This is a genomic window from Streptosporangium sp. NPDC049078 (assembly GCF_040648855.1).
Classification (GTDB): domain Bacteria; phylum Actinomycetota; class Actinomycetes; order Streptosporangiales; family Streptosporangiaceae; genus Streptosporangium.
This window is the reverse complement of sequence record NZ_JBEZEL010000025.1, coordinates 18820-35346: the sequence shown is the minus strand read 5'-3', so window position 1 is coordinate 35346 and position 16527 is coordinate 18820. Positions and strand designations below refer to the sequence as shown.

The 16527-nt window shown below is 71.4% G+C and carries 12 protein-coding genes; 2 read left to right on the top strand and 10 right to left on the bottom strand.

From position 1 onward, the window contains the following. Positions 1–15 precede the first annotated feature (15 nt). The 9 genes from AB0B90_RS34555 to AB0B90_RS34515 form a co-directional block, all read right to left on the bottom strand. Positions 16–1653 carry a GTP-binding protein gene (locus AB0B90_RS34555; RefSeq protein ID WP_362926394.1) on the bottom strand — a complete coding sequence of 546 codons (1638 nt, stop codon included), beginning with the start codon at positions 1651–1653 and terminating at the stop codon, positions 16–18. Beyond that, on the bottom strand, positions 1650–4121 hold the full coding sequence (locus AB0B90_RS34550) for a dynamin family protein (RefSeq protein WP_362926393.1): 2472 nt from the start codon (positions 4119–4121) through the stop codon (positions 1650–1652). The genes AB0B90_RS34555 and AB0B90_RS34550 overlap by 4 nt, the downstream gene beginning before the upstream one ends. A 1247-nt stretch (positions 4122–5368) precedes the next feature. Further along, a complete protein-coding gene (gene cobA, locus AB0B90_RS34545; RefSeq protein WP_350945375.1) occupies positions 5369–6601 on the bottom strand; it encodes a uroporphyrinogen-III C-methyltransferase in 1233 nt (410 codons plus the stop codon). A 229-nt stretch (positions 6602–6830) separates the two neighbouring features. After that, positions 6831–7913, bottom strand: a complete 1083-nt coding sequence (gene cobT, locus AB0B90_RS34540; protein WP_362926392.1) for a nicotinate-nucleotide--dimethylbenzimidazole phosphoribosyltransferase — start codon at positions 7911–7913, stop codon at positions 6831–6833. A gap of 75 nt (positions 7914–7988) precedes the next feature. Beyond that, positions 7989–8816, bottom strand: coding sequence for a sirohydrochlorin chelatase (locus tag AB0B90_RS34535; RefSeq protein WP_350945373.1), 828 nt, complete (start codon positions 8814–8816; stop codon positions 7989–7991). A gap of 326 nt (positions 8817–9142) precedes the next feature. Next, on the bottom strand, positions 9143–9685 hold the full coding sequence (locus AB0B90_RS34530) for a GNAT family protein (RefSeq protein WP_350945372.1): 543 nt from the start codon (positions 9683–9685) through the stop codon (positions 9143–9145). 232 nt (positions 9686–9917) lie between these two features. Then, on the bottom strand, positions 9918–10718 hold the full coding sequence (locus AB0B90_RS34525) for an LUD domain-containing protein (protein WP_362926391.1): 801 nt from the start codon (positions 10716–10718) through the stop codon (positions 9918–9920). Beyond that, on the bottom strand, positions 10715–12121 hold the full coding sequence (locus AB0B90_RS34520) for a lactate utilization protein B (RefSeq protein ID WP_350945370.1): 1407 nt from the start codon (positions 12119–12121) through the stop codon (positions 10715–10717). Before AB0B90_RS34520 ends, AB0B90_RS34525 begins: the two co-directional genes overlap by 4 nt. Positions 12122–12227: 106 nt before the next feature. Next, positions 12228–13148, bottom strand: a complete 921-nt coding sequence (locus AB0B90_RS34515) for a heterodisulfide reductase-related iron-sulfur binding cluster (RefSeq protein WP_350945369.1) — start codon at positions 13146–13148, stop codon at positions 12228–12230. A 70-nt stretch (positions 13149–13218) separates the two neighbouring features. Here AB0B90_RS34515 and AB0B90_RS34510 point away from each other — a divergent pair, with 70 nt between their 5' ends. Next, positions 13219–13974, top strand: a complete 756-nt coding sequence (locus AB0B90_RS34510) for an FCD domain-containing protein (RefSeq protein WP_350945368.1) — start codon at positions 13219–13221, stop codon at positions 13972–13974. Here AB0B90_RS34510 and AB0B90_RS34505 read toward each other — a convergent pair. After that, positions 13903–15396 carry a sulfatase gene (locus AB0B90_RS34505; protein ID WP_362926390.1) on the bottom strand — a complete coding sequence of 498 codons (1494 nt, stop codon included), beginning with the start codon at positions 15394–15396 and terminating at the stop codon, positions 13903–13905. The two genes, AB0B90_RS34510 and AB0B90_RS34505, sit on opposite strands and share 72 nt — an antisense overlap. Positions 15397–15507: 111 nt before the next feature. Between AB0B90_RS34505 and AB0B90_RS34500 the strand changes: the two genes are divergently transcribed. Next, entirely contained in the window at positions 15508–16527 is a 1020-nt protein-coding gene (locus tag AB0B90_RS34500) for an LLM class F420-dependent oxidoreductase (protein ID WP_350945366.1), read from the top strand.

The following is a 16527-nucleotide window of genomic DNA, read 5'->3' as shown; positions in this document are numbered from 1 at the left end:
GCGTCGAGGGAGGAATCAGTCCCGCAGGCTCCGCATCGCCGAGTTGAACTCGTTGTAACGGGTCAGCTCCCGCTCCACCGGCTCGATCACCATGTTCTCGGCGATCCCGGCGACCCTGCGGCGCATCTCGCGCTCCAGCGCGTCACGTTCGTTGCCCGCGCCGAGCACGACGAAGTTGCGGCTCGCCGTCGCGGTGAGCGCCCCGAGCCCCAGCACGGACAAGATCATCAACCCGACCCACGGCAGTGAGGCCGCGTCGGCGAACACCTCCAGCCCATCCGGCAGGGTTCCCAGCCCGAAGACGCCGTAGGCGAGGGCCGTACCGACCCAGGCCAGGCCCGCGACGAAGAGCAGGACCAGGAAGTACTGCCAGGCCAGCAGCAACCGCCACCAGCCGGGAACCCTGTCCAGCCTCGGCGCGACCTCCGACAGCTCCTCGGAGAGCACCTCGGGCAGCTGCGCGGAGCGGGAGCGCGCGGCGTCCCTGATCCCGTTCTGCCACGCCTCGTGCATGCCCGAGGTCAGGCCGTCGGTGAGCGCCTGGACCGCGGTGTCCACCTCGGCGGGCTGCGCGCTGACCGAACCGCCGCTCAGGCCGCGGATCTCGTCTCGCAGTTTGCCCAGGCGCAGGCTCTTCAGCGGGTCGGGGCGGAGCTTGGCGGCCCAGCGGGTGTAGGGCCAGCCGACCCACTCGCCGGACCGCGCCGCGTACACGTTCTCCATCGCCTCGCCGACCGCGGGGACGCCGACCGCGTCGCAGAGCGCGTCGGTGAGACCGATCCTGCGGGCGTCGTCGATGGCGGAGGGCGGGGAGGCACCGTCCGCGGGCATGACCTTCGCAAGGCGGAGCGTCAGCCGGTCGAGATCGGCCTCCAGCCGCTGGGTCGCGGCCCTGCGCTTGGAGACGGTCTCGGCGAGGACGGCCTTGAGCTCGTCGACGCCCCTGCCCATGATCGCCGAGGTGGTTACGATCACGGGGTTCTCGACCCCCTCGCGGCGGAGCAGGCCGTCCAGGTCCTCGACGCACTCGGCCAGTTCTTCCTGGTCGAGCTTGTCGGCCTGGTTGAGTACGAAGATCGTCACGGCCTCGTGCCCGGCCAGATCGGTCACGTAGCGCCGGTGCGTGGAGGCGTCGGCGTACTTCTGCGGGTCGAGCACCCAGACGACGAGGTCGGCGATCTGGATGAGCCGGTCGGCCTCGGTGTCGGTCAGCGCCCGGATGGAGTCGTGGTCGGGCAGGTCGAGCAGGATCAGCCCGTGAAGCTGGCCCTCGTCCTTGTCCAGGGCGCTGGCCCGCGCGAAGCGGTGCCGCCACTGGATCTGCAGCCAGTCGAGCAGCGGACCCGCCCCGTCCAGGCCCCAGACGCAGGCGTGCGTACGGGCCGTGGTCGGGCGGCGCACCCCCGTCGGCGACAGTTCCAGGCCGGAGATCGAGTTGAAGAGCGTCGACTTGCCGCTGCCCGTACCTCCCGCGAGCGCGACCACGGTGTGCTCGGAGGAGAGCTTCAGCCTGTCACCGGCGCGCAGCAGCAGCTGACCCGACTCGGTGAGGAGCTTGGGCTCGACCTTGCCCGGCCCCAGCTCCACGATCCGAGCCAGCGCGGCGAGCCGGCTGCCGAGACCCTGGCCTGACTGGGTGGTGCCAACACTCATCGGGCGACCTCAAGGTTGTACGTTGCCTGGTAAAGGCGGGTGGCGGCGGATTCGTCAGGGATGCCCGCACCGTCGAGAGCCTGGGCGTAACGCGCCATCTCGTCGTCGAAGAGCATGCCGATCCGGGCTCGGAGATCGCTCCGGGCCTTCACGCCGAGGTTGCGCAGCGACTCCGCGCCGAGCAGCGCGTGCACCAGCCGTTGCGGCAGTGCCCCGGCGCCGTTCCGCTCGTCCGAGGAACCGTAACCGAGCAGCCCGATGGTCAGGATCAGCGAGAGGGACTCGTCGTCGAACGAGATCACCCTCGCCACCGCCCGTTTGGTCACCCCCTCGGTGCGTATCAGCTCGATGATGTGCTCCTGCCAGGCCGCGACGGCCCGGCCGGTCCTGCGCGCGAAGTCGTCGGAAGGACGGCCGAGATCGGGGGACGCGGCCAGGGCCTCCTGCGCGCCGGGGCGGTTCAGCCAGCGCGAGGCGGCCTCCTCAGAGGCCCGCTGCGCCGCCGAGACGACCACCGACTCCAGCCCCGCACGCAACGCGGACTTCAGCGCGCTGATCCGCTCGGGCGCCTGCTGGTTCGCCTTGCCGCCGAAGCGGCTCGGCTTGCGCAGGTGGAGGGTACGCATGAGGTCGCCGGACCCGGCGAAGTCCTGCCAGCGGGCGAGCACCTCACCCCTGAGCAGCGAACCGTCCTCGGTGCTCTTGTCGACGTCGGCCATCGCGCGGGCGTAGGCGCCGTCCACGTCGCCGCGCAGGTCCCTCCGGAAGGCGACCTGAATCTCCAGGTGCTTGGCGAGGGCGGGAACGCGGGTGCGGAAGCTGTTCAGCACCCCGTCCAGGGTCGCCCGTACGGCCTGCGCGCGGCGCCGGTCGTCGACCGAGAGATCCGTGAGCCACTGGCGCAGTTCGCTCACCTCGGCGTCGGGGAGCATCCCGTCGGTGACCCTGGTCTCGTTGATGACGAACCGCTCGACCTCGCCGAGGCCGTACTCGGTGAGCATCCTGACGAAGTGCTTGGTGATCACTTCTCGGGACCTGGGCGGCACCCGGGAGAGCACGATGGCCAGGCGGGCTCCACGCTCCTTGGCCAGGCGCAGCAGCCGCCAGGCCGGGGCGTCGGCGTACCGGGCGGCGGTGGTGACGAAGATCCACAGATCGGCCGCGTCGAGCATGCGGTGGGCGATCTCGTGGTGCTCCTCGACGACCGAGTCGATGTCGGGGGTGTCGAGCAGGGCGACACCGGAGGGAAGGTGCTCGGTGGAGACGAGCACGAGGCTCCCCGAGGCGGCCTCGGGGTCGGGCTCGCTGAGCCGCCGCAGGCTGCCGAGCAGGTCGCTCTCGGTGAACCACTCGTGGTCGTCGGGGTGGCAGGCCAGGATGGGCGTGCCGGTCGTCGGGCGGCGTACTCCGGTCGCGCTGATCTTGGCTTTGGCCAGGGTGTTGAGAAGCGTGGACTTGCCCGCGCCGGTGGAACCCGCGACCACGACGAGCGCGGGCGCGGTGCTCGTGTGGACGCGCGGGATCACGTAGTCGTCGAGCTGGGCGAGGATCTCGCCCTGGACCCGCCTCGCCTCCTCCGCGCCGGGGAGGTCAAGGCCGAAGGTGAGGTCGGTGACGCCGGCGCGTACGGCGGTGAGCGCGTTGCTCAGTGCCTCGGAGACGGCCTCGGGAAGCGCGGTCTCCCGCGTCCCGTCCGGCGCCGCCTCCTCGCCCTCGCCTCGGCGCTCTTCGTCCTCGTCCCGGGGTTCCTCGTCCTCGCCTCGACGTTCGCCGTCCTCACTTCGGAGTTCGTCGGTCTCGCCCTGGGTTTCCTCGCCCTGGGTCTCCTCGTTCTTGATCTCCTCGCCGCCGTCGACGGTTCCGGCCTCGTCCCGGACATCGTCACCGGCCGCGTCGTCGCCCCCGTCCTCGTTCTCGCCCGGCGTCTCGTCGGCGGTCGCGGAGGGCTCGGCGTCACTCGCGGTTTCGTCGGCGATGCCGGTGTCTGCGGTGGCGACCGTGGCGTCGCGCCGGCCCTCACCGCTCTCGGCCTCGTCGTCCTCGACGAGGCCGGTGGTGCCCGGTGTGCCGCCGTCGCTCTCCGCGCCGTCCTCGGAGTCGTTCCGACGTTCCTGCGAAGTCGTGCCGGGAACGACCTCGTCCGGCTCCGCGTCCTTGTCGGATCGTTCCTGCTTCTCCTCCGCCCTGCTCGCGCGAAGGGGCGGAGCGCCTCCGGTGCCGGAGTCGCTGCCGGGGGCGCCGCCCTCGGACCGGGAGAGGGCTTCCTCAACAGCGGTGCCGGAGGCGGAGACCCCTGTCTCCCGCGCAGGGTCCGGGACTTCCTGGGAGGCGGGAGCCTCGGTGTCGGTTCCGGACGGGGAGGTGGCGGGGCCGGCGGTGCGAGGGACGTTCGTCGGAGGAACGGGTGCACCGGGACGGAAAAGCGCACCGGGAGCGGCATCCCCACCGGCAGGCGCGCTCGGAGGCACCGGAGCACCCGGACGGAAGATCGCGCCGGGTTCGGCCGGGGGTGCGGGAGCACCGGACGAGGGCCTGGCGGGGCCACCGGTGCGAGGGACGTTCGGAGGAACGGGTGCACCCGGACGGAAAAGCGCACCGGGAGCGGCATCCGCATCAGCGGGTGCGGATGGAGGGACAGGAGCACCGGGACGGAAGGCCGCACCGGGGGCGACGTCCGCGCCGGCACGTGCGCTCGGAGGCACAGGTGCACCCGAACGGAAGGCCGCGCCGGGAGCGGCGTCGGCACCGCCCGGAGCGCTCGGAGGAACGGGTGCACCCGGGCGGAAGGCGGCGCCGGGAGAGCCGGCTGCGGCGCCTCCGCGAGAGGCCCCCGGAGGGCCACCGGGGGCGCCCTGCCCTCGGGGAGTGCCCTGAGGAGCCGTAGGCGTGCCCCCACGAGGAGCAGCCGGGGGTGTGCCCCCACGGGGAGCGCCCGGAGAAGCAGGAGCACCCGGCGAGGCGGGGACGCCACGGGGAGCGGGGGTCCCGGGGCGGGGGGCCGCGCCGGGCGAGGCGGGAGCACCTCCACGGGGGACACCCGCGGAAGGACGAACCCCCTGACCAGGAGTCGTGCCGGGCGCGGAGGGAGCGCCTCCGCGAGGGACACCGGGGGCAGCGGGGCCGCCCTGACCGCCGCCCTGACCGGGGGCCGTGGCGGGGCCGCCTCGGGAGGGACTCGTCGGGCGGTTGCCCTGGGTGCCCGTCGGACGGTTGCCCTGAGTGCCCTGGGAGGCGGGCTTGGCGGCCGCTTCGCGGGCGCGGGAGGCGGTGATGGCTTCGATCTTGGCCTGTGCGGCGGCGGCCGCGGCGTGGAATGCCTCCATCGTCTCCTTGGAGGCGGGTGGGGCCGCGGGGTCGCTCGCCTCGGCGGAGGTCGCGGGACCGCCTCCCGCCGGACCCGCCGTCCTGCCCGAGGGCGCGGCGGTGCCGCCTCCTCCGGCCGGGGTCGCGGGACCCGGTGTCCTGCCCCGGGGCACGGCGGGGCCGCCGGCCGCCCTGGGAACGGCTGTCCCCGGTGGCTGGGCACCCGGAGGCCGGGTGCGGGCGCGGATGGAGGCCGCGTCGTCGTCGGCACGGATGGCGCCGAAGGTCACCGTCTGCTCGCCGGGGGATTCCCTGTCGTCCGACGAGGTGTCGTCAGGCGGCTCCTGGGGGGTGCCGGCGAGGCGAGGGTCACGGCCACCACCCGGTTGGGGGGGCCTGTTGGACGCCGATTTCACGGTACTCGCTCCGCTCGAACCATCTCGACCTCCTGGCCGACCTTCACGACATCCCCGACGATCACGATCGCAGGTGGTCGAATCCCAGCCGCGCTCACGCGCTCCGCCACGGTGGACAGCGTGGCGTAAAGAGCACGTTGGGTGGGAAGGGTACCGTCCTGTACCACCATTACGGGAGTTTCCGGCGAACGGCCGTCACGAATCAGCGCTTCGGTTATCGCGCCGATTCGTTCGACCGCCATCATAAGCACCAGTGTTCCGCCGGATCTTGCCAGATTAGGCCAGTCGACGGTGGATCTCTCATCGCCGGGCGGAACATGTACGGAAATCACGTGAAATTCCTGGCTCACTCCGCGATGGGTCACGGGGACGTTCGCCGCGGCGGGCACCGCGATCGGACTGGTGATACCGGGAACCACGATGACCGGGATGCCCTCGCGGGCGCAGGCGAGCATCTCCTCGCCACCGCGACCGAAGACGAACGGGTCGCCGCCCTTGAGCCTGACCACGAATTTGCCCTGTTTGGCGTGCTCGATCAGCAGTTCGTTGATCCGCTCCTGGGCCATGTAACGACCATAGGGGATCTTGGCCGCGTCGATCAGCTCGACGTCCGGCGAGAGCTCGTCGAGCAGGGGCTGCGGGGCGAGGCGGTCGGCGACGACCACGTCGGCCTGGGCAAGCAACTGCCGCCCGCGGACCGTGATCAGGCCGGGGTCGCCGGGTCCTCCGCCGACCAGGGCGACGCCCACCGGCTTGGTACGGTTGCGCCTGGCGTCGACCGTGCCGTCCCTGAGGGCTCCGACGACGGCGTCCCTGATCCCGGCGGCGCGGCGGGGGTCGCCTCCGGCGGTGATCGCCACGCTGATCTCGTCCACCTTGCCGCTGGCCGGGGTCCAGGCCGCCGAGGCGTCCTTGTCGTCGGCGCGTACGCACCAGATGCGCTTGGCCTCCGCCTCCGCGGCCACCGCGGCGTTCACCGCGCGGTCGTTGGTGCAGGCCTGCACCAGCCAGGCCCCGTCGACGTCGCCGACCTGGTAGCGCCTCGCCTCCCAGGTCACGCGACCCGTGGCGATGAGGTCGTCGAGGGCGTGCGTGACGCTCGTCGAGACGACGGTGACCAGGGCGCCCGCGTCGAGCAGCGCCGGCACCCGCCGCTGGGCGACGCGTCCTCCACCCACGACGAGCACTCGCCGCCCGGAAAGGCGCAAGCCAAGCAGGTAGGGCGACATGGCGACCGATCTCCCATTCACGAGGAATTGCGAAGCATGGCGTGCTAGGAGGTAAACCTACCGGCTAATGGCGCCCGCTTCACTGCGCCCGTGTTAACAGCTGTCAAGACTGGGCTGACCGCTGTCAACCTGTCCCTCCAAGCCTTCCGTACTTGGCTTCCTCCCCGCGACCGAAGCCGGAGGATTCGCGCGGCTGATCTGCGGACAAGCCGCGACCGTGACGGTTGGATCAGGTTTCCTTGTCCGTCACACCGGCGGAGTCGAAGGTCGCGACCTCGTGCATCACCCTGACGGCCGCGCAGACGATGGGGTGGGCGAGCAGGCCACCCGTACCCTCGCCGAGCCGGAGTTCCAGCTCGACCAGGGGCCGCAGTCCGAGGTGATCCAGCGCGACGGCGTGTCCGGGCTCGGCCGAACGGTGCCCCGCCACACAGTGGTCGACGACGTCGGGGGCGAGGGCCGCCGCCGCCAGCGCCGCCGCCCCGGCGATGACACCGTCCAGGATGACCGGTACGCGAAGGGCGGCCCCGGCGAGGACGAATCCGGCGATCGCCGCGTGCTCCAGGCCGCCGACCGCGGCCAGCGTCCGCAGCGCGGACATCTCCGAGGCACTGTCCCGTCCGTGCTCCAGGCCGTTCGCCCGCAGGGCCTCGCGGACCACCTCGACCTTGCGCGCGAGGGTCTCGTCGTCGACACCGGTGCCCCTGCCGGTCACCACGGCCGCGTCGTGCCCGGTGAACGCGCAGATCAGCGCGGCCGAGGCGGTGGTGTTGGCGATGCCCATGTCGCCGGTGATCAGGCAGCGGGCGCCTCCCTCGACGAGGTCGCGGGCCGCGGCGATGCCGGCCTCCAGTGCCGCAACCGCCTGCTCGGGGGTCATCGCGGGTCCGGCGGACAGGTCTGCGGTGCCGTACGCGACCTTGCTGATCGTCAGGCCGGGCGCGGGGTCGAGGTCGGCGGCCACGCCGACGTCGACGACCGTCACCGAGACGCCGGCCTGGACGGCGAAGGCGTTGGCCACGGCGCCGCCCGCGAGGAAGTTGCCGACCATCTGCAGCGTGACCTCCCTCGGCCACGGGCTCACGCCTCTGGCGTGGACGCCGTGGTCGGCCGCGAAGATCGCCAGAGCCGCGGGAGCGGGGAGGGGCGGAGGACTCACCGCCGCGGCTCCCGCCAGCCGTACCGCCACGTCCTCCAGGGCGCCCAGCGCGCCACGGGGCTTGGTCAGGCGGTCCTGGTGGGCGCGGGCCTCCGCGACGGCCGCCGGGTCCGCGGGACGAATCGCCGCGATGGTCTCCTCAAGGGTGGTCATGTGATCATTCTCCCTTGAATCCGGATTTTCGGGAAAATACCGAAAAGTCATACCGACCCGCCGAGAACCGACGGATCACCAGGCGATGCCGCTGAGCGCCTCCTCGTAGCGCTCGATGACCACGTCGGCCAGGCCCTCGCAGTCGCCGATGACGTCGGCGCAGCGGACGTCCAGATTCGGGTGCCCGGCCGCGTAGGCCATCGCCTGCGCCCAGACGCGGTCGAGCAGGCCACCGGCGAACAGCAGGTAGGGGACGACGATCACGCGCTTGGCGCCGAGGCGGCGGCAGCGCTCGATGCCGCCGGGCACGCCGGGCGGGGTGAGGGAGACGAAGGCCGTCTCCACCGTCATGTACTCGTGGGCGTGGGTCTCCCAGAAGAGGCGGGAGACCCGGTGCACGTCGGCGTTCGTCTCGGGACTGGTGGAGCCGTCGCCGACCAGGACCACGGCGGTCTCGCCGATCTCGATGTGCTCGGGCTCGTCGTCGAACACCCCGGCGGCGGCCGGGACGAGCCGGAGGCTGGCGACCTCGGCCGCCGCGTCGGCCAGACGCTCGGCGAGCAGCGCGAGGATGCGCGGGTCCGAGCCGAGGGGACGGCCGTAGTCGCAGGTCAGCATGGGGTGCCTCTCCTGCTCGCGGGCCATCGCCGAGGGGATGTCCGCGCCGAGCCACACGTCTCCGGCCAGGCTCATCGGCTGGGCCACCATCCGGTGGTGCCCGCGAGCGACCAACGAGGCGACGGAGTCGCTGAGGCGCGGCCTGGCCCTGGCGATGTAGCCACCGGAGACGTCCACGGCCTTCTGATCCAGGCGGCAACGCAGCCGATGGACGAACCTACCGAATTCAGCAGATCCATTGTCGTCGTGCGAGCCCTGCCCGATGAGCAGCAGCGGCGGTTTCATGGAACGGGGACTCCAATGACCTTGACCTGGGGTTACGCAGTGGCGACTCGCGACAATATCCGATAAAGCCACTCCATGGACAGGTAACGGATCGGTAAATACGTCTTTTCTCACACGGGTGTGACGGGTGGTGCGGATTGGACCGGTGGTGGCGACACTCCCTCACCCTCCGGGCCATCTGGATCACACGCCCTGGCACGCTAGCCCGGCTCGCGGGAGACGTCCAGCATGGCCACGCCGCCGTTCCACACCCCGCGCACCCCTCCCCCTTCCCGGCCAGGCATGACGTCCATCGCGCCACCCGCGACACGAAAATCCCGCGTGGATCAGGACAGATCACTTCTGAGCATTCCGAACACCACGATGTCGCGCGGACCGTCCTCCCCCAGCTCGGCGGCGCGAAGTACGCCCTCCCTGACGAAACCGGCCTTCTCCGCGACCCGGAGGGAGGCCGTGTTGTCCAGGCCGGCGCGAAGCTCGATCCTGCGTATCTCCGTGGTCTCGAACACCCAGCGCGCCACACCGAGCAGGGCTTCGGTGGCGTAGCCCCGGTCCCGGTGCAGCGGATGCACCCCGTACCCGACCTCGGTGGTCCCCGCACCCCAGAGGGTCCTGAAGAAGCTGATCGCGCCCACGATCAGCCCGTCGGCCTCCATCGCCAGGTGCACGCCCTGGCCGGAGCGGCGCAGTTCGTGCACCCCGTGGGAGAGCCACTGGGAGATGCCCGACGGGTGCCCAGGGGCGCCTGGCGGCAGGAACCTGTCACGCGCCCTGATCACCGAGCGGACGCGGGGGGCGTCACCCAGGCGAAAAGGCCGGATCACGAGCCGGCCGGTCAGGATCGGCGGATCGGGGACGAAGGCGGTCACGCGCCCTCCTTGCCGGGAGATGTGTGGTCCCAACCTCACCCCGGCGAACCCCGCCCGCGCAAGATCCCGATCCGGCCCGGACGGGCCGGATCGGGATCCGAAGGGAACGCCTCGACGGACGACGAGCCGGTGGCGATCATCCGGACCGAGTCGGCTCGGGGTACGGCTCAGCGGGCGACGACCTCCCGTCGGCGAGGATCGTCCCCGCCGAACCGGCTGGGGGTACGACGGCTCAGCGGACGATGACGACCTCCAGCGTGCGTGGGCCGTGCACGCCCTCCACCCGGTTCAGCTCGATGTCGCTGGTCGCGGAGGGGCCGCTGATCCAGGTCAGCGGCCTGGTGGGGTCGAGCCTGCCGACGGCCTCGGGGACCCCGGCCACGATCTGCCCGGCCCGCACCACGCACAGGTGGTAGTCGGGGACCAGGGTGAGTGCCCGCCGCCCCTGGCCGGGTCCGGCGTCCAGCACGATGGTGCCGGTCACCGCGATCGCGACCGCGCATCCGGTGACGACCCCGTCCACCCCGTCCAGTTCCACCGCGCTCAGCGGAGGGTCGTCGGTGACCGGGTCGTCCGGAGCCCACTCCGGCGGCAGCCCTTCGGGGACGACCAGTCGGCCGGCGCCCCGCCGGGCCAGCGCCGCCGCGACCGTCGCGGCGACCTCCGCCTCGTCCACCACGTGCACGACGGCCCGGTAGTCGGCCACACGCTCGGCGAACAACTCCACCACGCCCTCCGGGGCCACCGACTCCGGTGACGTGCGGTAGGCGCGGGTGATCTCGACGTCGGGCGCTCCTGCCACGGCGGAGCGGATCCTCGCCAGAATCCGCTCCTTGGCCCCCGTACCGGAGAAACCACCCGAACCCGAGGAGCCACCCGTACCGGAGAAACCACCCGTAGCCGAGGAGCCACCCGTACCGGAAAGACCACCCGTGGCCGAGGAACCGCTCTTGCCGGAGAGGGCACCCGCCCCCGAGGAGGCACCGGACGGCCGCCCGGGACCAGGCGCGGGGGACGCTGCTCCGGCGGTCATCGGGCACCTCCGTCGGTACGGTTCCACCAGTCGCGGAAGGACTCGGCGGGGATGTCGGGAATGTCACGGGTGTCGGTCCAGGCGGAGAGCGGCCCCGGCAGGCGGCCGGGGACGAACCTGCGCAGGCGCCCGCCGAACCGCTGGGCGCGCGCCAGCCGCGTGGGGCGGTCGAACACCCACCCTGCGGCGCGCATGCCCAGGCGCTCGGCGCGCGCGTGGCGGACCTTGCCGCGCAGGTGGACCAGGACCTCGGGGATGTCGATCGCGACCGGGCAGGCGTCGAAGCAGGCGCCGCAGAGGGTCGAGGCGTAAGGCAGCGACGCGTCCAGCTCCGAGGCGGTCCCGCGCAGCTGCGGGGTGAGGATCGCGCCGATCGGTCCCGGATAGACCGACCCGTACGCGTGGCCTCCGGCGCGCTCGTAGACCGGGCAGACGTTGAGGCAGGCGGAGCAGCGGATGCAACGCAACGCCTGGCGGCCCACCTCGTCGGCGAGCACGTTCGTGCGGCCGTTGTCGAGCAGCACCAGGTGGAACTCCTGGCCCTCGGTCGCGCCCGTCCAGGTGGAGGTGTAGGGGTTCATCCGCTCGCCGGTGGAGCTCCTGGGCAGCAGCTGGAGGAAGACCTCCAGGTCCCGCCAGCTCGGCAGCAGTTTCTCGATGCCGACCACGCTGATCAGCGTCTCGGGCAGGGTGAGACACATCCGCCCGTTGCCCTCGGACTCCAGCACCACCAGCGTGCCGGTCTCGGCGATCATGAAGTTGGCGCCGGAGACGGCGACCTTGGTCGACAGGAAACGTTCGCGCAGGTGGAGCCTGGCGGCCTCGGCGAGGGCGCGGGGCTCGTCGGTCAGGTCCTCGGGCGCCGCACGGCCCCAGTCGGCCATCTTCTCCTGGAAGATCTCGCGGATCTCCGAACGGTTGCGGTGGATCGCCGGGACCAGGATGTGCGAGGGCCAGTCGTCACCGAGCTGGACGATCAGCTCGGCCAGGTCGGTCTCGTAGGCGGTGATGCCCTCCGCCTGGAGTGCCTCGTTGAGGCCGATCTCCTGGGTGGCCATCGACTTGACCTTGACCACGGTGGTCTCGCCGGTGGCCTTGACCAGGTCGGCGACGATCCTGTTCGCCTCCTCGGCGTCGGCCGCCCAGTGGACGTGACCGCCCGCGGCGGTGACGGCCTCCTCCATGCGGAGCAGGTAGTGCTCCAGGTTGCGCAGGGTGTGGTCCTTGATCTCCTTGCCCGCCCGGCGGAGCTCGGCCCAGTCGGGCAGCTCGTCGACCACGAAGGCCCGCTTGCCGCGGATCGTGCGGGTGGCCCTGCGGAGGTTGTATCTGAGCTGCGAGTCCCGCACGGCGACCGCGGCGTTCGCCGGGAAGGCGGGCATGCCCAGGAACGTGCCGCTCACCGGTGGACCTCCCTCACGTGAGTCCTCTCGTCGACGCTCTCCTCGTCAACGCCCCTCTCACCGACGCTCCTCTCGCCGACGGCTCTCTCACCGGTGGCCGGGCCGCTCATCGGGTGGTCTCCGTGGCGGCGAGGATCTCGGCGAGATGCATGATCCGCACACCGGTGCGCTGGCGTCTCAGGGTGCCGCCGATGTGCATCAGGCAGGAGTTGTCGGCGGCGCACAGCACCTCGGCACCGGTGGTCGCGACGTTGTGCACCTTGTCGGCGCACATCGCCGCGGAGATCGCCGGGTTCTTCACCGCGAAGGTGCCGCCGAAGCCGCAGCACTCGTCGGCACCGGGGAGCGGGACCAGTTCCAGCCCCCTGACCTGCTCCAGCAGCCGGGTGGGCCGGTCTCCCACGCGCAGGATCCGCATCGAGTGGCAGGTCGGGTGGTAGGTCACCCGGTGCGGGAAGTAGGCGCCCACGTCGGTGACGCCGAGGACGTCGACGAGGAACTCGGAGAGGTCGTAGACCTTGGGCACCAGCTCGGCCACCTCGGCGGCGAAGGACCCTGACTCACCCTCGCGGGGCGCCGGGCCGGGGCGCGGGTCCCTCGGCGGAGCAGGCGACTCCGACCCGCCCGCGAGAGGCGCCGGAGCGGGACCCGAGCCTCTCGGCGGAACCGCCCGGGGCGCCGAGGTCCCGACGGTCCCGGTGATCAGCCCTCCGGGGCTCCCGGTCCTGACCCGGGCGGGGGCGACGGCGGTGCGGGCGAGCCGGGGATACTGCTCGCGGACCATCGCGGCGCACGATCCCGACGGTGCGACGACCGCGTCGTAGGGGGCGAAGACGTCCACGAAGTGCCGCGCGAGCCGCCGGCCCTCCTCGGGATATCCCGTGTTGACGTGCATCTGGCCGCAGCAGGTCTGGGCGCCGGGGAAGTCGACGTCGCATCCTAGGCGGCGCAGCAGCGTGACGACCGCCCGCCCGGTGCCGGGAAACAGCGTGTCGTTCACGCAGGTGACGAAGAGGGCGACGCGCACGGCGCTCCTTCCTTTCAATGGCCTGACCACAGTATGGTCTGACCATATTTCTCCACAAGAGGAGGTCCTCTTGAGCGGTTGGCAGCCGGTCCGGCGCACCCGGACGTTCGAGGAGGTGATCGCCCAGATCGAGCGCCGTATCGCGGACGACGGCCTCAGGGTCGGGGATCGCCTGCCCGGCGAGCGGCAACTCGCCGAGCAGCTACGGGTGAGCCGGTCGTCGGTACGTGAGGCGATGCGGGTGCTGGAGACGCTGGGAGTGGTCTCCTCGCAGGTCGGGCGAGGTCCCGACGCGGGGGCCCTCCTCATCTCCAGGCCCGCCGAGGCCCTGAGCGACCTGCTCAGGCTGCACCTCGGGCTGGCGAACCTGTCGCTGGAGGAGGTCGTCGACGCCCGGTTGATGATCGAGAAGTGGTCGGTCTCGCACGCCGCCGTCCACGGGGCCGACCTGTCCGCCCTGACCGCCGCGCTGGAGCGCATGGACGCCACCACGACGGCCGAGGAGTTCGTCGAGCACGACACGGCCTTCCACGTCGCCATCGCCGAGGCCTCGGGCAACAGGCTGACCACCGCGATGATGCTCTCCCTGCGCGACTCGCTCCGCCGCTACGCGGTCGAGGCTGTCGAGCGCCTGGGCGACACCGCGGGGCTCATGGCCGACCACCGCCGGATCCACCGGGCCATCGCCGCCGGGGACGCGGCGGAGGCCGCCTCCGCCGTCGAGGACCACCTGCGACGGGCCTACCCCGGCATCTCACGTCCCCCACGGGCTGAGAATGACGAGGGGCTTGAAGGGCAGCAGGGGCGGTCTGACCGAGTCGGCTGAGCGACAGGAGGCGCCCGAGCAGGAGACCAGGGCGTCGAGTTGCCGGTTGAACTCGGCGATCACCGGGAGCGGGATCTCCGCGGCGAGGTTGTGGAGCTGGTAGGGGTCCCTGACGACGTCGTAGATCTGGTACTCGCCGGTGGAGTAGCGGACGAAGGCGCTCTGGGCGGTCCGCATCCCCTGGTAGGCGGGGACCGGGGTCTGGCGGGCCGAATCCGGGCTGGTCGGGCGGTAGAACTCCAGCAGCACGTTCTGCCGCCACGAGGGCGGCGTCTCGCCCCGCAGGAGCGGCAGCAGGGAGCGCCCCTCGGCGAAGTCGGGGAGGGTGACCCCGGCGAGCTGCGCGAACGTCGGGGCGAGGTCAATGCTCGCGGCCATGTCGCCGACGACGCGGCCCGCCTGCACGCCGGGTCCCCTCACCAGCAGCGGCACCTTGATCGACTCGTCGAAGGGTGTGGTCTTGCCCTGGGCGAGCCGGTGCTGGCCCAGGTGGAACCCGTTATCGGAGGAGAAAAAGATATACGTTTCATCGAGCTTGCCGGAGGCCCTGAGCGATTCGACGAGGGCGCCGACCATGTCGTCCACGCCGAGCATCGCCCGGAGCCGGTCCCGGTAGTGCCGGTCGATCTTGCGGACCCTCGCGGCGTCGAACGGCGGGAGCGACCTGAGCCAGAGTGGCTCGGCGCTGACGTCCGCCTGGTCGAAGGACGGGGTGCGCGGGGCCACCACCCCGGCGAAGGCGGCCTCGTGCCGGGGGGCGTAGTTGGCCGGGTTGTGCGGGGCGACCGGGGCGAGATACAGGAAGAACGGATCCCGGCTCGGCTGGGAGACGAACGCCCTCGCCTTCGCGCTGAGCACGTCGGTCAGGTAGTCCTGCGGCGCGAAGCCGTATTTCCGCAGCAGGCCGTTCTCGTTGAGCGTGTAGCCGTACTCCTCGTACAGCCTGCGCACCGGCACGTCCCACTCGTCCCAGCCGGGAGGCACGTGGGTGGCGGAGGTGGCGCCGCCGGGATAGTGGTTGAGGTATTTGCCCATCAGCCCGGTGCGGTATCCGGCCGACTTCATCCAGGTCCCGAGGTTGGAACGTTCCAGACCGGATGTGTAGTACTTGGTGAACCCCCCTTCGGGGGCGGTGTTGGTCAGCACGCCGTGGCTGTGCACGTACTGGCAGCGCATGATCGACGCGCGGGAGGGGCAGCACCAGGAGTTCGGCACGAAGAACCTGTCGAAGCCGGTGCCGCCCTGCGCGAGGAGGTTCCAGATGTTGGGAAATCTCCGTAGATCACCCGCCTCCAGGTCGTCGACGAGGACGAACAGGATGTTGGGCCGTCCCTGCGCGTGCGCCACGGCCGGGATCGTTCCCATGGCGGCGAGGGCGAGGAGCGACACCAGGGAGAGGAGTTTGCGAGCGGCGTTGAGCACAGAAGCACGCTTCCCGGAAGACAGAATCTCGACACCTCACACTCGACCGACCAATATAGAACGTGTTCTAATTGCGGGATCCGTCCGGCGCCGCGTCGCGAGGAGAACCCCGTGAGCACCGACCTGAAGCTCGGCCTGAACCTCGGCTACTGGCAACGGAACGCCGACGACGCCACCGAACTCGTCCAGACCGCGGAGCGATTGGGCTATGAGTCCGTCTGGACCGCGGAAGCCTACGGTAGCGACGCCTTCACTCCCCTGGCCTGGTACGGCGCGCGGACATCCCGCATCAAACTCGGCACATCCGTGGTGCAGATCTCCGCCAGAACCCCGGCGGCGACCGCGATGACCGCGATGACCCTGGATCATCTCACCGGCGGGCGGCTGCTGCTCGGTATCGGCGCGTCGGGGCCCCAGGTCGTCGAGGGCTGGTACGGGAACCCGTTCCCCAGGCCGCTCGCCCGCACCCGCGAGTACGTCGAGATCATGCGCAAGGTGTGGCGCCGCGAGGAGCCGGTGACCAGCGACGGCGAGCACTACCCCCTCCCCTACCCGGGAGGCGCGAACCTCGGCAAGCCGCTGAAGCTGATCACCCACCCGCTGCGCGCCGAGATCCCCCTCTACCTGGGCGCGGAGGGGCCGAAGAACGTCGCGCTCGCCGCCGAGATCGCCGACGGCTGGCTGCCGCTGTTCGTGTTCCCCGAGAAGATCGAGCGGATGTACGGCCCCTCGCTCGCCGGCGCCGACCCCGGCTTCGACATCGCCGCCATGGTCATGACCCTCATCACCGACGACGTCCGGGCGGCGCTGGACGGGGTGAAGATGATGCTCACCCTCTACATCGGCGGCATGGGGGCCAAGAGCCGCAACTTCCACGCCGACATCATCGCCAGGATGGGCTACGCCGAGGCCGCCGAGGAGATCCAGGCCCTCTACCTGGCCGGACGCAGGGACGAGGCGTTCAACGCGATCCCCGACGAGCTGGCCGACGGCATCTCCCTGGTCGGCCCGGTGGGCCGCATCCGCGAGCGCCTGCAGCTGTGGCGCGAGAGCCCGGTGAGCAACCTCCTGGTGATGGGCCCTCGCGACGAGGCATCCCTGAAGACCGTCAGGGACCTCGTCCTGGGCTGA

Coding starts and splice junctions, on each gene's coding strand:
- AB0B90_RS34555 (WP_362926394.1), bottom strand. CDS start 1,653: ATGAGTGTTGGCACCACCCAGTCAGGCCAGGGTCTCGGCAGCCGGCTC.
- cobA (WP_350945375.1), bottom strand. CDS start 6,601: ATGTCGCCCTACCTGCTTGGCTTGCGCCTTTCCGGGCGGCGAGTGCTC.
- cobT (WP_362926392.1), bottom strand. CDS start 7,913: ATGACCACCCTTGAGGAGACCATCGCGGCGATTCGTCCCGCGGACCCG.
- AB0B90_RS34535 (WP_350945373.1), bottom strand. CDS start 8,816: ATGAAACCGCCGCTGCTGCTCATCGGGCAGGGCTCGCACGACGACAAT.
- AB0B90_RS34525 (WP_362926391.1), bottom strand. CDS start 10,718: ATGACCGCCGGAGCAGCGTCCCCCGCGCCTGGTCCCGGGCGGCCGTCC.